Here is a 15,072-nt window from a genome sequence, read left to right on the forward strand (position 1 = left end):
CCGCACGCGAACGCGTGCGGGCCGTCCGCGTGCCCGGAGCACGGCTCGCGGCACGACCTTCGTCGGGACCTGTGCAAACCTCTCGTGACCTTCTGCGATGACGTGCGTGCGCGGACCAGTCCGCGTTCCCTACGATGGGGGAGACGGCGGCGGCGCACACGGGCGCCAGCCGTGGCGAGTACTGCCCGGGAACGGCCTGGGCTCGATCATGATCAGCTAGTGAGGTCGACCGGATGGTGCTGAACCGCCTGCTCCGCGCGGGCGAGGGCAAGATGGTGAAGCGGCTGCGCAACATCGCCGATCACATCAACACCCTCGAAGACGACGTGAAGGACCTGTCGGACGCCGAACTGCGGGCCAAGACCGACGAGTTCCGCGAGCGGTACGGCAAGGGCGAATCCCTGGACGAGCTGCTGCCGGAGGCGTTCGCCGTCGCCAGGGAAGCCGCGCACCGGGTGCTCGGCCAGCGGCCGTACGACGTCCAGCTCATGGGCGGGGCCGCGCTGCACCTCGGCCAGGTCGCCGAGATGAAGACCGGCGAGGGCAAGACGCTGACCTGTGTCCTCGCGGCGTACCTGAACGCTATCCCCGGGGACGGCGTGCACGTCGTCACCACCAACGACTACCTCGCCAAGCGCGACGCCGAGTGGATGGGCCGCATCCACCGCTTCCTCGGTCTCGAGGTCGGCGTCATCATCGCCGAGCAGGACCCGCAGGAACGGCGCAAGCACTACAACGCCGACGTCACCTACGGCACGAACAACGAGTTCGGCTTCGACTACCTGCGCGACAACATGACGTGGTCGCTCGACGAGTGCGTGCAGCGCGGGCACAACTTCGCGATCGTCGACGAGGTCGACTCGATCCTCATCGACGAGGCGCGCACCCCGCTGATCATCTCCGGCCCGGCGGACCAGTCGTCGCGGTGGTACGTCGAGTTCGCCCGGCTCGCGCCGCTGATGCAGGGCATCGACACCACCACCATGGGCACGCGCGAGCGGGTCGAGAAGGCCAACCTGATCAACTCGAAGTACCACTACGAGACCGACGTCCGGAAGCGCACCGTCGCGGTGACCGAGAAGGGCGTCCGGTTCGTCGAGGACCAGCTCGGCATCGAGAACCTCTACGAGGCGGCGAACACCCCGCTGGTCGGCTACTTGAACAACGCGCTCAAGGTCAAGGAGCTCTACCACAAGGACAAGGACTACATCGTCCGCGACGGCGAGGTCATGATCGTCGACGAGTTCACCGGGCGCATCCTCGTCGGCCGCCGGTACAACGAGGGCATGCACCAGGCGATCGAGGCCAAGGAAGGCGTCGAGATCAAGGCGGAGAACCAGACGCTCGCCACGATCACGCTGCAGAACTACTTCCGGCTCTACAAGAAGCTGTCCGGCATGACCGGTACCGCCGAGACCGAGGCCGCCGAGTTCCACCAGACCTACAAGCTGGGCGTGGTGCCGATCCCGACGAACCGGCCGATGGTCCGCGCGGACCGCGCCGACCTGATCTACAAGAACGAGCAGGCCAAGTTCGAGGCCGTCGCCGAGGACATCGCCGAGCGGCACGAAAAGGGCCAGCCGGTGCTGGTCGGCACCACGAGCGTGGAGAAGTCCGAGCACCTGTCGAAGCTGCTGCTCAAGCTGGGCGTGCCGCACGAGGTGCTGAACGCGAAGTACCACAACAAGGAAGCGCTGATCGTCGCGCGCGCGGGCAAGAAGGGCCAGGTCACCGTCGCCACGAACATGGCGGGCCGCGGTACCGACATCGTGCTCGGCGGCAACCCGGACATCATGGCCGACGAGGTGCTGCGCGAGCGCGGCCTCGACCCGGTCGAGCACTCCGATGAGTACGAGGCCGCGTGGCCGAAGGTGCTCGAGGAGATCAAGGAAGAGGCGCGGGTCGAGGCCGACGCAGTCCGCGAGGCGGGCGGGCTCTACGTGCTCGGCACCGAGCGGCACGAGTCGCGGCGCATCGACAACCAGCTGCGCGGTCGTTCCGGACGGCAGGGCGACCCCGGCGAATCGCGGTTCTACCTGTCGCTGGGCGACGACCTGATGCGCCGGTTCAACGCGGTGCTGGTCGAACGCATCATGACCACGATGCGGCTGCCGGACGACGTGCCGATCGAGCACAAGATGGTCTCCAAGGCGATCAAGAGCGCGCAGACCCAGGTCGAGCAGCTCAACATGGAGACGCGCAAGAACGTCCTCAAGTACGACGAGGTCATGAACGAGCAGCGCAAGGTGATCTACGCCGAGCGGCTGCGCGTGCTCGGCGGCGAGGACCTGCGCGAGCAGATCGAGCACATGATCATCGACGTGGTGAAGGCGTACGCCGCGGGCGCGACGTCCCAGGGCTACGCCGAGGACTGGGACCACGAGCAGCTGTGGACCGCGCTGAAGACGCTGTACCCGGTGAGCCTCGACTGGGACGACCTGGTCGAGGACGGCGACCTCGACGCGGAAGGCCTCACCCAGGCACTGGTCGACGACGCGCTCGACGCGTACGCCAAGCGCGAGGCCGAGATCGACGAACTGGTCGGCGAGGAAGGCTCGATGCGCCGCCTCGAGCGCCAGGTCATGCTCACCGTGCTGGACCGCAAGTGGCGCGAGCACCTCTACGAGATGGACTATCTCAAGGAGGGCATCGGGATGCGGGCGCTCGCGCAGCGCGACCCGCTGATCGAGTACCAGCGCGAGGGCTTCGACATGTTCCGCGCGATGCTCGACTCGCTGAAGGAGGAGGCCGTCGGCTTCCTGTTCAACCTGCAGGTCGAGCGCGCCGAGCCGGAAACCGCGCAGCAGCCGGAACCGTCGGCGCTCCCGGGCGGTGTCACGTCCGCGACCGCCGCGGCGGCCGGTTCCTTCGGCAACCAGGACGAGGACGGGGGCAAGCACGCGCGCCCGGCCCCGCCCCAGCCGCCGGCCACCGACTCCGACTCGGTCCCGTCCGCCTTGCGCGGCAAGGGACTCGGCGGCGGTGCCCAATCAGGACTGACGATGTCCGGCCCCTCCGAGGGCGGCGGCGTCGAGTCCCATTCGGACAGCGCGAACGACGCGGAAGCGGGCGGCGGCGGCACCCGACGGGAACGCCGGGCCGCCGAGCGGGCGCAGTCCAAGAAGGGCAAGAAGGGGCCGCGTCGCTGACGCACCCCTGACCCGTCCACTGTGGACGGTATGACTGAGAACGGCAGCACGAGATCGCTCGTGCTGCCGTTCTGTCGTTTGGGTCCACAGTGGACTTGGGTCGACCGGCAAGCGGGTTGGACCGCAGTGATCCGCCCGGATGCCCGCGAAACAAGACCCTCTTGGTTTCTGCGAATGCAGGACCCTTGTCCCGTTTGTCAGGACACGTGTCCCACTCAGGCGACTGACGGCCGTCCGGCCTGCGCGCCCTCGGTCCGCGGCGCGAGCACGTGAAACCGCGTGCACACCCATCCCGTCCGCGTGCGCTCGAACCGGGCCGCCAATGCCAGCACGCGAGGCCCGGAATGAATGATCGTGCTGGTCTCCAGCGCGGTCTCGGTCGGACGGCAAACGCGCAGATCCCCGGCGACGTGGTGGCGAATGCCCGGCATCAATCCCTGGCTGCTGAGCCGGGAAAACAACGCCTCGTCCACCAGTGGGCGGATCTGCCCGGCCGACCGTCGCCCGGCGAGGACCTCGAGAATGGCGTTCAGCCGCTGGCCGAGCCGCCGCCCGGTAGGCGGATCGGTCAGCCGCACCAACCGATGCCCGGCAGGCGGCAGATCGTACGGCGAAGGCCACGCAGTACGGCGATGCGTTCGTCGGCCCTGGGTCTCCGGAACAGCGGACAGCGGCCGGAGACTGTGGTTCGTCATTGAAGTTCCCTCCCGAAACATGGACGTCCACCCGCGTAGTGGTGCGCGCGGCCGCCGCGCGATGGGACGAGGAGTGCCTGATCCGGCGAAAAGGGCAGAACGGTGCGGACGGGATCTGCCTGATGCGCTATAGGGCCTCGCGCGGCCGAAAGGGCAGATAGGCTGGCGAAGTGCTGAAAGGCTTGCTAGTCGACTACGCCGGAGTGCTAACCGACCCGGACGCCGCGCTTCTTTACGAATACCTCCGCGACGCCCGCGCGAACGGCACCCGCACCGCGCTCGTCTCGAACGCGCCGGGAGCCGCGCCGGGGGTGAAAACCGAGCTGGCGCAATACTTTGACGCGCTCGTCTTCTCCGGAGAGGTCGGGGTGGCCAAGCCGGATCGCGAGATTTACCTCGTCGCGGCCGAGCGGATCGGGCTGGCGGCGCCCAGGTGTGTTTTCGTGGACGACGCCGAGCGGAACGTGCGCGGGGCCGTCGCCGCGGGCATGGTCGGCGTGCACCATCGCACCATCACCGACACCCTCGACGAACTCGCGGCGTTGTTCAGCTGACTCCGCGCCGCACGAGTTCGAACGACAGCACGGCCGCAGCCGCGGAGACGTTCAGCGATTCGACGTCGCCGGGCATCGGGATCGACACCCACTCCGTCACCAGCTCAGCCACCGCCTCGCCGACGCCTTCGGTTTCGCCGCCCAGCACGAACGCCGACCGTTGCGGCAGCTCCACGTCGAACACCGACGTTCCCGCCGAGGCGCCCAGCGCGAACAGGCTGTAACCGGCCTCCACCAGCATTTCCGCCGCTTCCCGGGCCGATCCGCAGCGCAGCACCGGTGCCCGGAAGGCAACGCCCGCCGAGGACTTCACCACCATCGGGTCCAGCGCGGCGACGCCCCGGCGCGGCACGATCACGCCGGACAATCCGGCGGCCGTCGCGGTGCGCAGGATCATTCCGACGTTGGCCGGCGTGGTGATGCCGTCGAGGAGCAGCAGCCGCGCGGGCGGGCGGCGGTCGTCGAGGGCCGCGGCGAGGCCGCGCATGCGCGGCGCGACGACGTCGGCCAGTACGCCCTGGTCCTGTTTTCCGTTGCCGGCCAGCACTTTCACCCGGTGCGCGCTCGCGCGCTGCACCTGCACCCCGGCGGCTTTCGCGGCGCGCTGGATCTCCGCGGCGGCGGGGCCGCGCGCGGTGTCGGCGAGGATCACCTTGTCCACGCGCAGGTCCGGATCGCCCAGCGCCTCCAGCACGGGCTTGCGCCCGTAAACGGTCAGGAAGCGGTCTTTCGGCGAACCCGCCAGCTCATCACCCACACCGGCCAGTCTCGCATTGTGTAAGGATCGGCTCATGCCCGACCGCCTGTCCGCGCTGGACGCCTCGTTCCTGTACGTCGAGGACCAGACGACGCCGATGCACGTCGGGGGCGTGGCGATCTTCGAGCGGCCGTCGTCCGGCTTCACCTACGAGCAGGTGCTCGACCTCGTCGGCGCGCGGCTGGCGTTCCTGCCCCGCTACCGCCAGCGCGTGCTCGCCGTGCCGGGGCACCTCGCGCGCCCGGTGTGGGTGGACGACGTCGACTTCGACCTGAACTACCACGTCCGCCGCTCCGCGCTGCCCCAGCCGGGCAGCGACGACCAGCTGTTCGACCTGGTCGCGCGCCTGATGTCGCGGCGGCTCGCGCCGGAACGCCCGTTGTGGGAGGCGTATTTCGTCGAGGGACTGTCCGGCGACCGGGTCGCGATGGTGACGAAAACGCACCAGTCCGTTGTGGACGGTGTCGGCACGATCGACCTCGGCCAGCTGATCCTCGACGAGACCCCCGAACCGCCCGAGCCGTTCGAGGACATGTGGACGCCGCGGCGCGAACCGAGCCGTACGCAACTGGTCCTCGACGCGATGAGCGAGACCGTCCAACGGCCCGGCGAGCTGATCGAAAACGTGCGCTCGATCGCGGGCGACGCGGTGACCACGGTGAGCAAAGCCGTGGAGACGCTCGGTGGCGTCGCGGCGACGATCACGCGGCCCGCTCCGTCCGGACCGTTGAACGTCCGGGTGTCGGGCGGTCGCGTGTTCTCGGTCGTGCGCACGCGGCTGGAGGATTTCCGCAAGATCCGCGCGGACCACGGCGGCACGGTCAACGACGTCATCCTGGCCGCGATCACCGGTGCGCTGCGGGAATGGCTGCTGTCGCGCGGGGAGAACCTCACGCCGACCGAGACCGTGCGCGCACTCGTGCCGATGGCGGTCACCGACGCCGAAACCGCCGAGTTCGCCACGCCCGCGCTGGTCGGCAACCAGGTCGCGGCGTACCTGATCGACCTGCCGGTCGGCGAGCCGAGCGCGGTGCTGCGGCTGCAGCACCTCGGCCACGCGATGGCCGAGCACCTGAATTCGGGAAGATCGGTGGCCGCGCGCGGGTTGCTGAAGGTGAGCGGGTTCGCGCCGGCGACGCTGCACTCGCTCGGCGCCCGGGCGGGCGGATCGCTGTCCGGGCGGATTTTCAACCTGATGATCACGAATTCGCCGGGGCCGCAGGTGCCGATGTACGCCGGAGAGGCGAGACTGGTGGAGATGTACCCGGTGATGCCGCTGATGCGCACGCAGGCGCTGGCGATCGGGGTCACCTCCTACCACGGCGGTGTCTACTTCGGACTCAACGGCGACCGCAAGGCCGCGTTCGACGTCGGGCTGCTCGGCGGGATGATCGAAGAAGCGCTTGAAGAGCTGAAGGGTGCGCACTGGTGAGGGTTTATCTGCCTGCGACGATCGCGATGCTGCGAGACCTGGAGGCCAATGGCGAATTCCGCGCTCGCAGCGGCACCGGTTTCGCGCTGACGCCCGCCCTGCGCGAGGCGTACGCGAGCGGTTCCGACGAGGAACTGGAATACGCGGCTTTGCTGGACGCGGCCCGGGCCTCGCTGCGCCTGATCGCCGCTGAGGAAAAAGGCGAACCGCGGCGGGCGGTGGTCTCGGTGGACGTCGACGACGCGACGCTGCGCCCGGACCTGGACGCCGCTGTCGTGCGGCTCGCCGGTCCGGTGCCGAAGTCCCAGATCGCGGCGATCCACGTGGACTCGGCCGAGGCGGAGGACGCGGTGACCGCCGCCGCGGCGGTGATCGACGCGGCGGACCTCGGCGACGAGGACGCCGAATTCACCCTCGGCGACGCCGAAGACCACGAGCTGGCCTGGTACGCGCTGCAGGAACTGCCCTTCCTGCTCGAACTGCTCTAGCGGTCCGTGAAGGACTCCTTGAGGGAATCAGATTCCCTCAAGGAGTCCTTCACGGCACGTCAGCTGACGCCGACCTAGCCGCCGGTCAGGATGCCGATGTCGGCTGGGGCCGGGGCGGCGATCGTGACCGGCGAGTTCCAGTCCGTGTAGCGCGCTTTGACCGTGGCGACGCCGGTCTGGCCGGTGGCCTGCATGACCGGCGTCAGGTCCAGGACCAGCTGCATCGGCCGGTGCCGCGCGTCGAGCCAGAGGTCGAACGGGACCGTCTTGCCGCGGTCGCCGAGGCGGGTCAGCGCTTCGGCGGGCAGGCCGCCGGGCAGCTCGGAGCCGAGTTTCGCCAGGTCGACGGTCAGGTGATAGTGCTCGGCCGCGGCGCCGTCGAGGGTGGTTTCCTCGCTGGAGGCCACCGTTCCCGCCGTGCGGACCTGCGCCAGGGTGCGTGCCGGGTCGTTCTGCTCGGCCAGCTGCGCCAGGCTGCCGCCGAGCACCTGCGAAAGCGGATCGGTGCCGTCCGGCGACACCTTCACCCACGCTTTGTGGTCGCTGACCTGGTCCCGCGCGCTTTCCGGGACCTTCGCGTACAGCGTCTTGTCGACCAGGCGCAGTTCGAGCGGCTCGCCGACGTAGTCCGTTGTCATCGACAGAGCTGTTCCGGCGCGGTCGAATTTCGCCTGGCCCTTCCCGTGGGACACGAGGGTGCCGGTGGTGACGTCAGCGGTGAACTTCGCGGTGTGGCCGGCCAAGGTCGCGGCGGAGGCGGCGTCCGCGAGCGTGCGGGCGTCGGTGAAGCGCTGCGGTTCCGGGGTGCTGGAACATCCCGCCGAGGCGATCGCCAGCAGCGCGGCGACACCCGCGACGGCCGTCCTGCGCATCCGAAAACCCTCTCTGACCGGCCGTAAGTGCCTCCAGCCAAGCACAACGCGCGGGGCCGACCCGTTCGGGGGAACGCGTGCTACCGGCAGTAACGCACAAAAAACGGGCCCCGAGCCGGGATGGCTCGGGGCCCGCGAAAAGCTCCGGGGATCAGCGCCCCATCTTCTTCATGACCTCGCCGAAGTCGGTGACCTGGTCGGCGGCCGGCGCGGCCACGTCGACCGGCTTGCCCCAGTCGGTGTACTTGACGGTGATCTTGCCGCCGGCGGCCGCCGCGGCGCTCGAGCCGGTCGAGGAGCCGATCGACTTCATCATCTCGGACTGGTCCATCGTGACCTGCAGCGGAAGCTGGTCCTTGTCGATCCAGATCTCGGCCGGGATCTTGATGTTCTTGCCCGCGAGCATCTTCTTCATCTGCTCCTGGACCTCGGCGGGCTGGCCCTTGGAGTAGGTCTCGATGGACTTGCTGACGTCCAGCTCCACCTTGTAGTGGTTGACCTTCTCGCCGTTCAGCTCGACCTGGTCGGCGCTGATGATCTGGCCGGCCTTCGACACCTGGTCGAGGATCTGCGTCGGGTCGCTCTGCTGGGTCGACTGCGACATGGCCTTGCTGAACGACTGCGACATCGGGTCCTTGGCGTCCGGCGAGATCTTCAGCCACGGCTTGTCGCTGCCGAACTGCTTGGCCTGCTCGGCCGGGACCTTCATGTAGAGGGTCTTGTCGACGTAGCGCATCTCGGTGGCACCCTGCGGCGTGTTCATCGTCATCGTCATGGCGGAGTTCTCGCCGTCGAAGCGCATCGAACCCTCGGCCTTCATGGACTGGCCGCCCATGGACATGTCCATCGACATCTTCGCCGACTTGGCCTTCTCGGTGCCCTGCTTGGCCGCGTCGGCCAGCTTCAGCGCGTCGCTGAACGGCGACGCCAGGCCGGACCCGCCGTCCTTGGCCTGCCCGGCCGGGGCCGCAGTGCCGTTCTCGGCGCTCGAGCCGCAGCCCGTCAGCACCAGCGCCAGCGCCGCACCGGCGGCGACGGCGAACGTCGTGGTCTTGCGCATGGTTCTCCCCCTAGGAAGGAATCGGTCTTTCACCTGCGTTGTCGCCGGTCGGCCTTGAGGGCCGCGTCCTTGCGGTCCGGCGCGCGGGCCACTGGCGGGGTGACTCCGCGAGGTTGCTTCTGTGACGCCGCCCGGCGGGAAAAGGTTCCCTCCAGGCGGAGGAATTTCCCCCCGGTTTGTCCCCCTGCCGGGCATACACCCGCATATCGGTGACAGCCGCGCGAGGTTACCGTCTCCAGGTCACGATTCAGTGCGGAGGTCCCCGCCGCCGCCCGCGCGCGACACCAGCAGCCTGCGCAGCGACGCCAGCCGGTCCGCACCCGCGTTGCCGTCGGCGACCACGGCGTCCAGGGCGCAATCCGGGTCCTCGGGCGGGCCGAGGTGGCCGCAGTTCGGCGGGCATTCCTCGGCGGCCTCGGCGAACTCCTCGAAGGCGTTGACGATGTCGTCCGCGGTCACGTGCGCGAGCCCGAACGAGCGGACGCCAGGGGTGTCGACCACCCAGCCCCCGCCAGCCAGCGGCAACGCGACCGCGGCCACCGAGGTGTGCCGCCCCTTGCCGACCGAGCTGACGTCGCCGGTCGCCAGTTCGGCGGCGGGCACGAGCCGGTTGACCAATGTCGACTTGCCGACTCCGGAATGGCCGACGAGGGCGGTGATCCGGCCGCCGAGGCGTTCGCGCAGGCCCTCGGGCTCCTCGTCGTGCCGGCTGACGATGGCCGGGACGTCCAGGCCCGCGTAGCCGGCGAGCAGCGAATCCGGGCTGGCGAGGTCGGCTTTCGTCAGGCACAGCACGGGTTCCAGGCCGCCCGCGTAGCAGGCGACGAGGCAGCGGTCGATGAATCCGGGCCGGGGGAGGGGGTCGGCCAGCGAGGTGACGATCAGCAGCTGCGCGGCGTTCGCGACGACCACGCGCTCGTACGGGTCGGTGTCGTCGGCGGTGCGGCGCAAGACGCTGGAGCGCTCGTCGACGCGGACGATCCGGGCGAGGGTGTCCGGCCGTCCGGAGACGTCGCCGACCAGCGCCACTGTGTCCCCGACAACCACCGAAACGCGGCCCATTTCGCGGGCCCGCATGGCCATCACGACGCGGTCCGGGTCGGCGTCGACCGCGCACGTCCAGCGGCCGCGGTCCTTGCCGATCACCATCGCGGTGACCGCGTCGGCGTGCTCGGGCCTGCGCTTGCTGCGTGGCCTGGTGCCCTTGCCGGGACGCACCCGCACGTCGGATTCGTCCAGCCGCCTCCAGTCGCCTCGCCCCAAGCCGCCCACGTCCTCCCGGTCGCCCTTTGCCTGGTCGAATGATCCCATGCCGGTCGCGCCGGGCCCGGTTTGCGTGCGACGATGGCGCTCGAGGCACCCCGAGGAGGTTGGCATGTGCGGCCGTTACGCCGCGACGAAAGACCCGGCGAAGCTGGTCGAGGAGTTCGCCGCGGTCGACCTGACCGAGGGCCGGGCGCGAGTGGACCACAACGTCGCGCCGACCAAGAACGTCGTGACCGTGGTGCAGCGGCATCCCCGCGACGCCGACGGGCTCGTCCTGGAAGACGAACCGGCGGAGCGCTCGCTGCGGATCATGCGGTGGGGCCTGGTTCCGTTCTGGGCCAAGGATCCTTCGGCGGGTTCGCGGATGATCAACACCCGCGCGGAAACCGCGAAGGAGAAGCCCGCGTTCAAGCGCGCACTGGCGTCGCGGCGGTGCCTGGTTCCCGCCGACGGCTGGTTCGAGTGGCGGCGCACGGGCAAGGAGAAGGAGCCGTTCTACATGACGGATCCCTCCGGGAGTTCGCTCGCCTTCGGCGGAATCTGGGAAAGCTGGCGCCCCAAGGACGACAAGGACGCCGAGCCCCTGATCACCTTCTCGATCATCACGACGGACGCCGAGGGCCAGCTCACCGACGTGCATCACCGGATGCCGCTGATCGTGCCGCGCGAGCACTGGACGGGCTGGCTGGACCCGGACCGGTCCGAAGTGGACGAACTGATGGTGCCGACCTCGCCCGCGGTCGTGGAATCACTGGAACTGCGGCCGGTGTCGAGCCTGGTGAACAACGTCCGCAACAACGGCCCGGAACTGTTGCGGCGCACGGAAAACGAACAGCCCGTCGACTCGCTGTTCGACCTGTCATGACCACCCTCGAGATCGACACCGAACACGGACCCGCACGGGTCGAGCTGCACTGCGCACCCGACGGCGACGCAGTCCTGCTCCTCGGCCACGGTGCCGGCGGCGGCATCGGCGCGAAAGACTTGGTGGCGGTGGCCCAGGCGGCCAAGGCGGCCGGGATGCATGTGGCGCTGGTGGAACAGCCTTACCGGGTGGCTGGCCGTCGGGCTCCTGCTCCGGCTAAGCAACTGGATACGGCTTGGCTGACCGTGGCGGACGAGGTTTCCGCCCGGTTCGATGATCTGCCGCTGGTGTTCGGCGGTCGTTCCTCCGGGGCGCGGGTCGCTTGCCGGACGGCTTCGGCCGGGCAGGCGGTCGCGGTGTTGTGCTTGGCTTTTCCGGAACATCCGCCGGGGAAACCGGAGAAATCGCGGCAGGCCGAGCTGGATGCGGTCGAGGTGCCCGCGCTGGTGATCCAGGGGGAGCGGGATCCGTTCGGGAGGCCTTCGGCTGCGCCGCATCATGAGATTGTGGTGGTGGCTGGGGATCACACGTTGGCGAGCGATCTGGACGCTGTGGCGCGGGCGGCGGCGGAGTGGTTGGGGCGGGTTGTTCGGCCGCATCTTTGATGGGGTTGGTTCTCGGTTTGGCTTCTGTGGGTTGATTGCGGCTGGGGCCTGCTGGCTGTCGGTGTTTCTGCGATGGGGACGGCGTGTTCTCGACTCCGCTTTTGATGGTCCTGCCGCCGCGTTTGTGACCGGCCTGGGCGCGGTGCCTTCGTCAGGTTTCTTGCTCGCGGGTTTGCCTGCGGCGGATCGCGTGCGATCGGTTCCGCTGACTCGTCGCCTGGTGGTGGCTGCGCACCGTTTGGCCGTGTTCGTCTCACTGCGCCGTACTGGCGACTCCACTCGGTGGGCTGTGGATAGTTCCGCCCGGCAAATCTGCAGGTCAGCACCTATTCGGCCGGGTTATCCACAGCTTGGCTGGCCTGTGGGCAACTGAGGGAGAACCCGGTTTTCAGTCGGGGGTGGCGGATAGACTGGGCAAGGGCAGCCCCCCAGTGGAGGGCGGGGGTGCGCCTGTCCGGTCGGGTCTCCGGGGCTTCGGCAAAGGCGGCTTTCCGGTGGGGGTCTGGCGGGCGTGCGCGTACGGCGGTGAGCAGCTGTTTCTTGCGTTGGCTGTGGCGAGCAACTGTCTCGCGGGCACGGCCTGGTGGCTGACGACCACCGCCGCGACGTGGGGCAGGTGCGCATTCCCCTCTCCCCGGTGCCTGAGCTTGCGTAATTGGTGCACTCCGCGGCGACGAGCCACGGTTCCGTGTGTTCGGCGGCGGCGATGTCGGGAGGTTCGGTGGTGCGTATGCCAGATCGTCTTCCTGGCGGCGGTAAAACAAGACGGGGCGAGGCCGAGCGGCGGCGCGAGGAGCATCGCCCGTGCCAGGGTGGATTTCATGACTGCCAACGCTTCCGACGAGAGCCTCGCCAATGACTACGACACCTTCGGCGAGGCCTACGCGATCGAAACCGAGCACAGTCTCATCAACGCCTACTACACCCGGCCAGCGATTCTGGACCTCGCTGGCGACGTGACCGGCCGTAAAATCCTCGACGCGGGCTGCGGCGCGGGACCGTTGTTCGCCTCGTTGCGGGACCGAGGCGCGTACGTGAGCGGGTTCGATTTCAGCGCCACCATGGTCCGCCTGGCGCGGCAGAGGCTCGGCGAAGATGCGGACCTCCGGGTCGCCGACATCAGCCAGCCGCTGCCTTACGCCGACCAGCAGTTCGACGACGTCATCGCGGCCTTGGTCCTGCACTACCTGGAGGACTGGACCGCGCCGCTGGCGGAATTGCGGCGGATCATCCGGCCTGGCGGGCGGCTGATCCTGGCGGTCAACCACCCGGTTATCTACAAAATCATCCATCCCGAGGGCAACTACTTCGCCACCGAACGGTGGTCCGAGGAGTACGCCTTCAACGGCCAAAAGGGCGTGCTCGAGTACTGGCACCGTCCGCTGCACGCGATGACCGACGAATTCACCAAGGCCGGGTTCCGCACGTCAGTGGTCAGCGAGCCGTATCCGGCGGAAGGCGCGCGCGAGAAGTTCCCTGACGAAATGCAGGGCAAGGAAGCTTTCCTCTGCTTCCTGTTCTTCGTTCTGGAAGCGGCTTAACCCGCCGCGATCCCGGCCACCACCGCACCAGTGAGGCGCACCAGCTCGGCCGGGTCCAACTCCACCTCAAGACCCCGTCGGCCACCGGAGCAGAACATCGTCGGGTAGTTCAGCGCAGAGCCGTCCAGGACCACCGGCAGGCGGCTCCGGTGGCCGAGCGGCGAAATTCCGCCGAGGACGTACCCGGTGGCCCGCTGGGCAGCGGCGGGGTCGGCCATTTTCGCCTTTTTGCCTCCGGCCGCGGCGGCCAGGGCTTTCAGGTCCAGCTGGCCGGTGACGGGAACCACGCCGACGACGAGTTTCCCGTCCACGTCCGCGACCAGCGTTTTGAACACCCGTCCGGGTTCCAGGCCCAGCGCTTCCACCGCTTCCAGGCCGAACGACTCCGCCCGGGGATCGTGGTCGTAGGTGTGCACGGTGTGCGTCACCTTCTGCTTCTGCAGCAGCGCCGTCGCCGGAGTGCCCTTGCCCGCCATGCGGGGAAGTCTACGAAACAGGCCGGGAATGCCCGGTCGGCACGTTCTGTTACAACCATCGTGACCACCACGCTCGCCATTTCCCGCCCCGCAAGGAGCCGTCCCGGGACCGGCTTCCCGAACCCCCGCGTAAACTCGGTGCTGCCGTATGCGCAGACGCGCATCGACGCCGAACGGGAAGGGAACGGTTTGCCGAGCACCCCCAACTCCGCGCCGGAGACGGCGGCCGACGAGCTGGAGCTCGCCGAGCGCTTCGAGCGCGACGCGATGCCCCTGCTCGACCAGCTGTACGCGGCCGCTATGCGGATGACCCGCAACCCGTCCGACGCCGAGGACCTGGTCCAGGAGACCTACCTGAAGGCGTACGCGGCGTTCGCGTCCTTCAAGGCAGGCACGAACCTCAAGGCGTGGATGTACCGCATCCTCACCAACACCTACATCAACGGCTACCGCAAACGTCAGCGGCAGCCGGTGCAGCAGCCCACGGACGAGATCAGCGACTGGCAGATCGCCAGGGCGGAAAGCCACACCTCGAGCGGCCTTCGCTCGGCCGAGGTCGAGGCGATGGACAACCTTCCGGACACCGACGTGAAGGCGGCGCTGCAGAAGCTGCCCGAGGAGTTCCGGCTCGCGGTCTACCTCGCCGACGTCGAGGGCTTCGCGTACAAGGAGATCGCCGAGATCATGGACACTCCGATCGGCACCGTGATGTCCAGGCTGCACCGCGGCCGCGCGCAGCTGCGCGACCTGCTGGCCGACGTCGCGCGCGAGCGCGGCTTCATCCGGGGGAACCGCGAGGAGGTGGCGAAACGATGAGCTCGGAAGACGTGCCCGCGGAGAAGATGCCCTGCGAGGACGCGCTCGCGGAGATCTACCTGCTGCTGGACCGCGAATGCAGTCCGGAGCGGGACGCGGAACTGCGCAGGCACATCGAGGACTGCCCGCCGTGCCTCGAGGAGTACGGCATCGACGAGCAGCTCAAGCACCTGCTCGCCCGCAAATGCGGCGGCGACCTCGCCCCGGCGGAGCTGAAGAGCAGGCTGCGGGCCTCCATCCGGCAGACCGTCGCCACGCAGGGCGGCGTCACCGTGGAGCGCACCGAGATCACCGTGGAACAGCGCACCAGCCGCGACTGACCACCACACGACAACGGCCCCCGTACCGATCCGGTGCGGGGGCCGTGTCAGGTCCTGGCGCTGACTCAGGCGTTGGGCTTCTTGCCGTGGTTGGCGCCGTTCTTCTTGCGGTCGCGACGCTTGCGGGCGCGCTTCGACATGTTCTCTCCTCGGTGTGCGCTGAGTGTCCCGGGGCG

At 68.9% G+C, this 15,072-nt stretch carries 15 protein-coding genes; 9 read left to right on the forward strand and 6 right to left on the reverse strand.

Translation table 11 applies throughout. The features are described 5' to 3' along the window. Positions 1 to 233 precede the first annotated feature (233 nt). Positions 234 to 3,149, forward strand: coding sequence for a preprotein translocase subunit SecA (gene secA, locus ABZX37_RS44545; protein ID WP_354750335.1), 2,916 nt, complete (start codon positions 234 to 236; stop codon positions 3,147 to 3,149). Between the two features lie 215 nt (positions 3,150 to 3,364). Here the strand turns inward: secA and ABZX37_RS44550 are convergent, their stop codons facing one another. Next, on the reverse strand, positions 3,365 to 3,844 hold the full coding sequence (locus ABZX37_RS44550; RefSeq protein WP_354750337.1) for an Rv3235 family protein: 480 nt from the start codon (positions 3,842 to 3,844) through the stop codon (positions 3,365 to 3,367). A 170-nt stretch (positions 3,845 to 4,014) separates the two neighbouring features. Here ABZX37_RS44550 and ABZX37_RS44555 point away from each other — a divergent pair, with 170 nt between their 5' ends. Continuing rightward, positions 4,015 to 4,398, forward strand: coding sequence for an HAD-IA family hydrolase (locus tag ABZX37_RS44555; RefSeq protein WP_354750339.1), 384 nt, complete (start codon positions 4,015 to 4,017; stop codon positions 4,396 to 4,398). Here the strand turns inward: ABZX37_RS44555 and ABZX37_RS44560 are convergent. Next, positions 4,391 to 5,155 carry an RNA methyltransferase gene (locus ABZX37_RS44560; RefSeq protein WP_354750341.1) on the reverse strand — a complete coding sequence of 255 codons (765 nt, stop codon included), beginning with the start codon at positions 5,153 to 5,155 and terminating at the stop codon, positions 4,391 to 4,393. The two genes, ABZX37_RS44555 and ABZX37_RS44560, sit on opposite strands and share 8 nt — an antisense overlap. Before the next feature lie 34 nt (positions 5,156 to 5,189). On the opposite strand from ABZX37_RS44560, the gene ABZX37_RS44565 reads away from it, so the two are divergent. Continuing rightward, a complete protein-coding gene (locus tag ABZX37_RS44565) occupies positions 5,190 to 6,587 on the forward strand; it encodes a wax ester/triacylglycerol synthase family O-acyltransferase (protein ID WP_354750343.1) in 1,398 nt (465 codons plus the stop codon). After that, positions 6,584 to 7,075 (forward strand): hypothetical protein, encoded by a 492-nt coding sequence (locus ABZX37_RS44570; RefSeq protein WP_354750345.1) that lies wholly within the window; start codon positions 6,584 to 6,586, stop codon positions 7,073 to 7,075. Before ABZX37_RS44565 ends, ABZX37_RS44570 begins: the two co-directional genes overlap by 4 nt. Positions 7,076 to 7,149: 74 nt before the next feature. Here the strand turns inward: ABZX37_RS44570 and ABZX37_RS44575 are convergent, their stop codons facing one another. From ABZX37_RS44575 to rsgA, 3 genes are all read right to left on the reverse strand, one after another. Continuing rightward, positions 7,150 to 7,947 (reverse strand): hypothetical protein, encoded by a 798-nt coding sequence (locus tag ABZX37_RS44575; RefSeq protein ID WP_354750347.1) that lies wholly within the window; start codon positions 7,945 to 7,947, stop codon positions 7,150 to 7,152. A gap of 151 nt (positions 7,948 to 8,098) precedes the next feature. Continuing rightward, positions 8,099 to 9,007 (reverse strand): hypothetical protein, encoded by a 909-nt coding sequence (locus tag ABZX37_RS44580; protein WP_354750349.1) that lies wholly within the window; start codon positions 9,005 to 9,007, stop codon positions 8,099 to 8,101. A 240-nt stretch (positions 9,008 to 9,247) separates the two neighbouring features. Further along, positions 9,248 to 10,270, reverse strand: a complete 1,023-nt coding sequence (rsgA, locus tag ABZX37_RS44585) for a ribosome small subunit-dependent GTPase A (protein ID WP_354750374.1) — start codon at positions 10,268 to 10,270, stop codon at positions 9,248 to 9,250. Positions 10,271 to 10,382: 112 nt separating this feature from the next. Here rsgA and ABZX37_RS44590 point away from each other — a divergent pair, with 112 nt between their 5' ends. From ABZX37_RS44590 to ABZX37_RS44600, 3 genes are all read left to right on the forward strand, one after another. Then, the gene (locus ABZX37_RS44590) at positions 10,383 to 11,138 is read left to right on the forward strand and encodes an SOS response-associated peptidase (RefSeq protein ID WP_354750351.1); all 756 of its coding nucleotides are present in this window, start codon (positions 10,383 to 10,385) and stop codon (positions 11,136 to 11,138) included. Continuing rightward, entirely contained in the window at positions 11,135 to 11,743 is a 609-nt protein-coding gene (locus ABZX37_RS44595; RefSeq protein WP_354750353.1) for an alpha/beta family hydrolase, read from the forward strand. Before ABZX37_RS44590 ends, ABZX37_RS44595 begins: the two co-directional genes overlap by 4 nt. A gap of 821 nt (positions 11,744 to 12,564) precedes the next feature. Next, a complete protein-coding gene (locus tag ABZX37_RS44600; RefSeq protein ID WP_354750355.1) occupies positions 12,565 to 13,284 on the forward strand; it encodes a class I SAM-dependent methyltransferase in 720 nt (239 codons plus the stop codon). Here ABZX37_RS44600 and ybaK read toward each other — a convergent pair. Continuing rightward, positions 13,281 to 13,760: a Cys-tRNA(Pro) deacylase gene (gene ybaK / locus ABZX37_RS44605; protein WP_354750357.1), complete on the reverse strand. Its 480-nt coding sequence runs from the start codon at positions 13,758 to 13,760 to the stop codon at positions 13,281 to 13,283. The genes ABZX37_RS44600 and ybaK overlap by 4 nt on opposite strands. A gap of 189 nt (positions 13,761 to 13,949) precedes the next feature. Here ybaK and ABZX37_RS44610 point away from each other — a divergent pair, with 189 nt between their 5' ends. Both ABZX37_RS44610 and rsrA read left to right on the forward strand, forming a co-directional pair. After that, positions 13,950 to 14,576 carry a sigma-70 family RNA polymerase sigma factor gene (locus ABZX37_RS44610; RefSeq protein WP_037355674.1) on the forward strand — a complete coding sequence of 209 codons (627 nt, stop codon included), beginning with the start codon at positions 13,950 to 13,952 and terminating at the stop codon, positions 14,574 to 14,576. Further along, positions 14,573 to 14,896 (forward strand): mycothiol system anti-sigma-R factor, encoded by a 324-nt coding sequence (gene rsrA / locus ABZX37_RS44615; RefSeq protein WP_116202568.1) that lies wholly within the window; start codon positions 14,573 to 14,575, stop codon positions 14,894 to 14,896. The genes ABZX37_RS44610 and rsrA overlap by 4 nt, the downstream gene beginning before the upstream one ends. Positions 14,897 to 15,072: the final 176 nt, after the last annotated feature.

Origin of the sequence: Amycolatopsis sp. NPDC004079 (assembly GCF_040610415.1) — a bacterium.
Taxonomy (GTDB): Bacteria; Actinomycetota; Actinomycetes; order Mycobacteriales; family Pseudonocardiaceae; genus Amycolatopsis; species Amycolatopsis halotolerans.

Bases quoted from the DNA above. Each gene is read 5' to 3' on its own strand.
- secA (WP_354750335.1), top strand. From the start codon at position 234: ATGGTGCTGAACCGCCTGCTCCGCGCGGGCGAGGGCAAGATGGTGAAG.
- ABZX37_RS44550 (WP_354750337.1), bottom strand. From the start codon at position 3,844: ATGACGAACCACAGTCTCCGGCCGCTGTCCGCTGTTCCGGAGACCCAG.
- ABZX37_RS44565 (WP_354750343.1), top strand. From the start codon at position 5,190: ATGCCCGACCGCCTGTCCGCGCTGGACGCCTCGTTCCTGTACGTCGAG.
- ABZX37_RS44575 (WP_354750347.1), bottom strand. From the start codon at position 7,947: ATGCGCAGGACGGCCGTCGCGGGTGTCGCCGCGCTGCTGGCGATCGCC.
- ABZX37_RS44580 (WP_354750349.1), bottom strand. From the start codon at position 9,007: ATGCGCAAGACCACGACGTTCGCCGTCGCCGCCGGTGCGGCGCTGGCG.
- ABZX37_RS44590 (WP_354750351.1), top strand. From the start codon at position 10,383: ATGTGCGGCCGTTACGCCGCGACGAAAGACCCGGCGAAGCTGGTCGAG.
- ABZX37_RS44595 (WP_354750353.1), top strand. From the start codon at position 11,135: ATGACCACCCTCGAGATCGACACCGAACACGGACCCGCACGGGTCGAG.
- ABZX37_RS44600 (WP_354750355.1), top strand. From the start codon at position 12,565: ATGACTGCCAACGCTTCCGACGAGAGCCTCGCCAATGACTACGACACC.
- ybaK (WP_354750357.1), bottom strand. From the start codon at position 13,760: ATGGCGGGCAAGGGCACTCCGGCGACGGCGCTGCTGCAGAAGCAGAAG.
- rsrA (WP_116202568.1), top strand. From the start codon at position 14,573: ATGAGCTCGGAAGACGTGCCCGCGGAGAAGATGCCCTGCGAGGACGCG.